We start from the raw sequence: 6,358 nt of genomic DNA, 5'->3' as shown, positions 1-6,358 counted from the left end.
AACATCCAAAGAAAACGACCTGGGCCGCGACGTATAATATCTACACGGCGGTGACGATGCCGGGAAAGGCGTTGCGGGCCGAGGTATAGGGGACGTCGTCTTCGCCGTTGCCCCCTTGCGGCTGCGCCTGCGCGATCCCGACGGAGAACGCGGCGAGGTCGCGGCCGTCGATGAGCCGACGGCCGCCCTCGTCCCGGTGGGTCGTGACCCGTCCGGCGTCCGCCCAGCGGCGCGCGGTATCGGGGCTGACGCCGAGCAGACGCGCCGCCTGTCCGATCGTGTAGGACTGCATGCGCGACACGATAAGCCGCTCTACCTGGCATCTACAACATGTATGGGTGATTGTCCATGGCAGATGCCACCCCTCTTGGAGAAAGACTCAAGAGCGGTCTCCCGCCTCCGGGGGCACGGTTCGCTACGCCCGCTTCTTCACCTGCGGGACCTGCTCCTTCACCTGTGGCACCTGCTTCAGCACGATGCCGAAGTGCGTGGCGTACGCGTCGAGCACCTCGGCATCCGTGGCCAGTTCCACGACCCGGCGCTCACCGGCCGTCGTCGTGGTGAGGGTGCGGCCGCTGAGGGTGATCCGGCCGGTTCCGGTGAGCAGCGAGCAGACCAGCGACTGCGTGAAGTGCGACCGGGGCGAGGTGCGGTGCCACCAGGCGCCGGCCGTGAAGTCGCCGAGGGCGCGCGGGCGCCGGTCGGCCACGTACTGGAGCTTGCCGTCCCGGCTGACGTCCAGATCGCCCTCGGGGGTCTCGGTGATGCGGAAGGTGCCGCCGGGGTCCGACTGGTCGCCGCGGTCGCCGAAGTCCAGCGGGAAGTGGCTGTGGGTGCCGAAGCCGACGTCCGCGAGCCGGTCGCCCCCGTCGGACGTGCGTACGCGCAGCGCCAGGTGGTCGTAGGGGATTCCGGGGTGCCCGGAGGCGTCGTACACGCGCGCCTGCATCAGGGTGACCTCGAAGCCGAGTGCGGTGAGCAGTGCGGCGAAGGCTCCGTTGAGTTCGTAGCAGAAGCCGCCGCGGTGGGCGTCGACCACCTTCGCGGCCAGGGACTCCTCGGTGAGTTCGATGTCCTCGTCGAGGTGGATGGAGAGGTTCTCGAAGGGGACGGCACGCAAATGCGCGAGATGCAGATCGTGCAGGGCCCGCGTGGTGGGAGCGGCGGGGCGCTCGGCGCCGATGCGGCGCAGGTAGGCATCCGTCAGATCAAAATCCATGGGCAGATTCTTGCGCGTCACGCATCATGGGCCTGCCCGTCGCGGCGCCGTGATTCCGGCGCCGTGGCGCCTCTGCCTCCTGCACCGAAGGAACCATGACAGCCGAATCCGCCCCTTCCCCTGCCGCCGAGTCCGCACCCTCCCGTGCCGCCGGGCCCGTTCCCTTCCGTACGGCCGTGTCCGACGACGTACTGAACGACCTGCGTACGCGCCTGCGCCGCACCCTCTTCACGCAGCCCTCCGACTCCGCGTACTGGGCGGCGGGCGTCGACCCCGGCTATCTGCGCGAACTCGTCGCCTACTGGGCCGACGGTTTCGACTGGCGGGCCGCGGAGGACGCGCTCAACGCGTATCCGCAGTACGTCGCCGAAGTCGCCGGACGGCGCGTGCACTTCGTGCATCTGCGGGGCCGGCGGCCCGAGGGCGCGCCCGCGCCGCTGCCGCTGATCCTGAGCCACGGCTGGCCGAGCAGCTTCGTGGAGATGCTGCGGGCCGGCGAACGCCTCGCCGATCCCGCCGCGCACGGGGGCGACCCGGCCGACGCCTTCGACGTGGTGATCCCCTCGCTGCCCGGCTTCGTCCACTCGGAGCTGCCGCGCGAGCCGTTCACGCGCAGGGGCGTCGCCGGGATCTGGCACGAGCTGATGACCCGGACGCTGGGTTACGAGCGCTTCGGGGCGTTCGGCGGGGACATCGGGGGCGGTGTGACGCAGTGGCTCGGCGCGCTCTATCCGCAGGACGTGGCCGGGGTGCACGTCACCTCGGCGGTGATCACGGAGCAGTTCGAGGGGGAGCCGCCGACTCCGGGGGAGCAGGCGTTCCTCGACGCACTGGCCGCCTACGACGCGGGCGACCAGGGCTACAGCGAGATCATGTGCACCCGCCCGGACACGATCGCCGCGGCCCTGGCGGACTCCCCGGCCGGGCTCGTCGCCTGGATCGCCGACAAGTACCGCGACTGGAGCGACTGCGGCGGCGATCTGGAGACCCGCTGGGACAAGGACACCCTGCTCACGGTCGCGACCCTGTACTGGGCCACCGGCAGCATCGGCTCGTCCTTCCGGCAGTACTACGACTACCCCCGGAACAAGCCCGTGCCGCCCGTCACCGTCCCCGGTGCCGTCACCCTCAGCCATGAGCCGGCGTTCGCGGACTTCCCCAGGAGCATGGCCGAGCGCACGCTCACCGACCTGCGCCACTGGAGCACGCCGCAGCGGGGCGGGCACTTCATGGCGCACGAGGAGCCGGAGCAGGTGGCGCGGGAGCTGCGGGAGTTCTTCCGGCCGCTGCGGGGCTGACCCGAGAAGCCGCAGGGCTGACCCGGGGGGACGGTACTCCGCAATCAGGCGCGACTTAGGTTAGGCTTAGCTAAGTTGATGTTGCGCTGTACTGGACCAGGAAGGCGGGGAACGATGCGGGTCCTCTTCGTGTGCGGGTGACGGAGCACCGGCTGCCGGCCGGGGTGCTCGGCACCGAGCGGGACGTCTGGGCGTATCTGCCGCCCGGCGGCCCGGCAGCCGGACTGCCGGTGCTCGTACTGTGCGACGGCGACATGTGGTTCGGGCGGCTCGCCCTCCAGGACACGCTGGACGCCCTCATCGCCGACGGCGCCCTGCCGCCGCTCGCCGTCCTCGCCCCGGACGGCGTCGACCGGGCCACGCGCCGCCGGGAACTGGGCGAGCACGAAACCCATGCGAGGTTCCTCGCCGACGACCTGCTGCCGTGGGCGGCGGGCCGCTGGCCCCTCACCACCGACCCCGCGCGCACGCTCGTCGCGGGCCAGGGCCTCGGCGGACTCGCCGCCCTGTACGCGGGCTTGCTGCGACCGGAACGCTTCGGCAACGTCCTGGCCCAGTCGGCGCCGCTCACCGCACCCGTGTCCGCGACCGTCGCAGCCGGCCTCTCGCGACCCGGGAGTGCCGCGCCCCGGCCCGTCGACGGCGCCGCGCCCCGGCCCGTCGCCGTGCGCCTCGCCGTCGGACTGCGCGAGGCCGCAATTCTTGATCACCACCGCGATCTGTACGAGAGGCTGCGCTCGCACGGCTGCCCGGTGACCCTGGACGAGTACAACGGCGGTCACGACTGGGCCTGTTGGGCGGCAGGTCTGACCGAAGGGCTTGTGGGACTCCTGGGACACTGACCCGCCGGGCCTGGCACACTGGTTCGCCCGCCCCGTGTCGCTGTTGGGCCGAACGGGTGAGGTCGCGTAAGAATGAGCCGGTGCAGATATCGAGTGCGAGCCAGGACGGGGTGGAGCGTTGAACAGCCACGACGTCACCGATGAACAGTGGGAAGGGCTCGCCCAGGTCGTACCGCTGCGCAGCCGCAACGAATGGCCGTCGTGGCCCGGACACCGCGCGCTGCCCGACGCGGAGACCGAGGCGCGGCGGCGTTTTGTGGTGATGCGGGTGAACATCTTCGCGGACGCCCGCGAGGTCGCGGAGACCGTGATGGCGCAGATTCCGGTCCTGCTCGACCTGACGGGAGCCGAGACGGAAGTCGCCAAGCGCGTCCTGGACTTCAGCAGCGGTGTGGTCCTCGGGCTCGGCTGCGGAATGCACCGGGTCGACAAGAACGTCTTCCTGCTCGCGCCTCCCGGCACCGAGGTGCAGGGGCTCGTGGCGGCGGCGCAGTCGTAGGAGCCGGTGGGGCGGCTCGGAGCTGTTCGACATTGCTCTGAGCCGCTCGGATCCCCGCCTGCCGGGAATTCCGGGGCGAATCCCTCATCCGTAGGAAGGTCACCGGGGCAAAACGGTTCACCTGATCCGTCGCCGCCTACCGTCCGGGCATGACTGTGCACCTGCCGCAGGAGGCGGACGCCGGGCAGCCGTCGGGCCCGGACCGGAGCCGCGTCACCGAACTGCGGCTCTCGGCCTTCGCCTCGCACCGGGGCGCCGTGCTCCCGCTCGGCCCGCTGACCGTCGTCACGGGGCCGAGCGGCAGTGGCAAGTCCACCGCGCTGGCCGCCTACGGAGCACTGGCGCGGCTCGCCGCGGGCGACGAACTCATCGATGTCTTCGCCGATCCCGTGGCCTGCGTGCCCGACCGGGCGCGGGGCGACGGGCAGCACCGGCGCGGCTTCCGGATCGGCTGCACGGTCGACGGTCCCGTCGGAGCGGTGCGGCTCGACGTCGCCGTACAGGCCGAGCCCGAACTGCGCGTCGTGGGCGAGCGGCTGACCAGGGGCGGGCTCACCCTCCTGGAGACGGCGCTGCGTGATCCGGGGCGGCGCGCGGTGCAGGCGGCCTGGCACACGGCGGGCATGACGCCGGTGACGCGCGCCCCGCTGCCGGACGACCGGCTCGGCACGGCGCTGCTTCCGCTGCGGGTGGCGGGCAAGACCGAGGGGCAGCGCCTGGTGCTCGCGGCGGCCGAGCAGGTGGTCGTCGCGCTGCGCTCGGTGTTCCCGTGCGCTCCCCGGCCCGGAGCCATGCGGTTACCCGTGCCGCCAGGACTGCTCGGTGCGGGGCGCCTGTTGAGCGGCTGCGACAACCTCGCCGAGGTCCTTCTCCGTACGAAGGAGGAGTGCGGCAGCCGTCATGCGCGGCTGGTGGCCGCGGTCCGGGCGGGGTGTGCGGGCCCGGTCGCCGACGTGTTCGCGGAGGTGGCCGACGACGGGTCGGTGCGGGCGCTCATCGACCGGGGCGGCGGCATCAGGTCCCCCGTCGGACGGCTCGGGGACGGCGAGCTGCGCTATCTGGCGCTGGCCCTGGTGCTGCTCACCGGACCCGGCGTGCTCGAGGTGGACCCGGCGAGCGAGGTGCCGTCGGCGTACCAGAGCCTCACCGTGCTCGCCGACGGACTCGACCACTTCCTGGACCTGCGGCAAAAGCGCGCACTCGCCGACCTCGCGGCACGCACCTGCGAGCGCGGGCACATCCGCCTCGTCGGGACGGCGAGCGACGCGTCGTGGGCCGCGGAGGCGGGCGGGGCGGCGGTGGTAGACCTGGAGCCGTGACTGAACTTGATGTAGCGGGACTGCAGCGCAGGCTGGCCGACTTCGCGGCGAAGCGGGACTGGGAGCAGTACCACACGCCGAAGAACCTGGCCGCCGCGCTCAGTGTGGAAGCGTCCGAACTGGTCGAGATCTTCCAGTGGTTGACGCCCGACGAATCGGCGCGGGTGATGGACGAACCGGACTCGGCGCACCGGGTGACGGACGAGGTCGCCGACGTGCTCGCCTATCTTTTGCAGTTCTGCGAAGTGCTCGGCATCGACGCGCTCGCGGCACTCGCCGCGAAGATCGACCGGAACGAACTGCGCTTTCCCGCGAAGTGAGTTCACCGCCCCAGGGCCGGCCCTGGGGCGGCTCCGGCCGACATCCGGGCCGGCTCTGTTCCATCCACAGTCTCTAGATTCGTCACTCTCCGGAGTGGACAAGTTGTCCACAGTCGACAACTTGTCCACAGATTTCCGGCTTGCTCTGGCTTTTCGCCCCGCTGGCCCTCACTGTGGGTAGTGGACAGAGGAGTTGAGGCGAACGTGCGGCGGTTGCGCACGGGACGGGTGGGGGTGCTCATGGAGGCGATGCGGCTCATCGAGGTGAGCAGACACGCCCTGGCGCGGAGCCAGGAGTCGTCGGACATCGTGACCGAGGTGTGGCAGTCCCAGACCCTCGCGCAGGCGATCGGCAGCCGGCTCGCGATCGCGGGGCCGCCGGAGTTGCGGGGCGAGGCGCTCGGCCTGAGCGAAGCAGGCGGCAGAGGATGGGGTGCCCTCAACGGCCCGCCCCTGGACCCCGAGGGGATGCGGGCCGCGCGGCTCACCGGCATCGGCGAGGCGTACGACGTGCTGCAAGGGCTCGACGAACTGCTCGGCGAGGTGGGCATCGCGCTCGTCGGCGTGGCCATGGGCGCGGACGGCGAGGGGGCGTACTGGCAGTGCATGGAAGCGATCGACGCCGCCGACGAGTCGAGGGACCGTGTGCTCGAAATGCTGCGCAGGCTCGCGGTGCGCGAACAGCACCTGCCCGAACCCGACTCGGCGGCGGGGTCGTCATGAACCGGCGCCGTCCCCCGGACCGCGGACAGCCGGGTGGTACGAACGCCGGGGCAGTGCCGGTGCCCTCAGAAGCGGGTGGGCTCGTCGCCCGCGGGGGGACGAGGCGCGGGCGGCGTGGTGTGGGGCGCGGTGCCGGCT

General features: G+C 71.7%; 7 protein-coding genes and 1 pseudogene. 6 read left to right on the top strand and 2 right to left on the bottom strand.

From position 1 onward, the window contains the following. Positions 1 to 43: 43 nt before the first annotated feature. Both ACQKIP_RS36675 and ACQKIP_RS36670 read right to left on the bottom strand, forming a co-directional pair. Positions 44 to 292 (bottom strand): annotated as a pseudogene (locus ACQKIP_RS36675) (MerR family transcriptional regulator); the annotation flags it as partial. Between the two features lie 123 nt (positions 293 to 415). Beyond that, on the bottom strand, positions 416 to 1,219 hold the full coding sequence (locus ACQKIP_RS36670; RefSeq protein WP_365858402.1) for an arylamine N-acetyltransferase family protein: 804 nt from the start codon (positions 1,217 to 1,219) through the stop codon (positions 416 to 418). Between the two features lie 95 nt (positions 1,220 to 1,314). Between ACQKIP_RS36670 and ACQKIP_RS36665 the strand changes: the two genes are divergently transcribed. From ACQKIP_RS36665 to ACQKIP_RS36640, 6 genes are all read left to right on the top strand, one after another. Continuing rightward, positions 1,315 to 2,517, top strand: coding sequence for an epoxide hydrolase family protein (locus ACQKIP_RS36665; protein WP_365858404.1), 1,203 nt, complete (start codon positions 1,315 to 1,317; stop codon positions 2,515 to 2,517). Positions 2,518 to 2,654: 137 nt separating this feature from the next. Continuing rightward, positions 2,655 to 3,359 (top strand): alpha/beta hydrolase, encoded by a 705-nt coding sequence (locus ACQKIP_RS36660; RefSeq protein WP_365858406.1) that lies wholly within the window; start codon positions 2,655 to 2,657, stop codon positions 3,357 to 3,359. A gap of 118 nt (positions 3,360 to 3,477) precedes the next feature. Further along, entirely contained in the window at positions 3,478 to 3,858 is a 381-nt protein-coding gene (locus ACQKIP_RS36655; RefSeq protein ID WP_361194972.1) for a cell division protein SepF, read from the top strand. 149 nt (positions 3,859 to 4,007) lie between these two features. After that, positions 4,008 to 5,177: an AAA family ATPase gene (locus ACQKIP_RS36650; protein WP_365858408.1), complete on the top strand. Its 1,170-nt coding sequence runs from the start codon at positions 4,008 to 4,010 to the stop codon at positions 5,175 to 5,177. Next, a complete protein-coding gene (locus ACQKIP_RS36645) occupies positions 5,174 to 5,497 on the top strand; it encodes a nucleotide pyrophosphohydrolase (protein ID WP_365858410.1) in 324 nt (107 codons plus the stop codon). Before ACQKIP_RS36650 ends, ACQKIP_RS36645 begins: the two co-directional genes overlap by 4 nt. Positions 5,498 to 5,737: 240 nt before the next feature. Beyond that, positions 5,738 to 6,220 (top strand): DUF6099 family protein, encoded by a 483-nt coding sequence (locus ACQKIP_RS36640; protein WP_365858737.1) that lies wholly within the window; start codon positions 5,738 to 5,740, stop codon positions 6,218 to 6,220. The last annotated feature ends 138 nt before the right edge of the window (positions 6,221 to 6,358 follow it).

The sequence above is a fragment of the Streptomyces sp. NPDC059900 genome (assembly GCF_050270335.1).
Classification (GTDB): Bacteria; Actinomycetota; Actinomycetes; order Streptomycetales; family Streptomycetaceae; genus Streptomyces.
The sequence above is the reverse complement of the archived record's forward strand: the minus strand, read 5'-3'. Positions and strand labels throughout refer to the sequence as shown.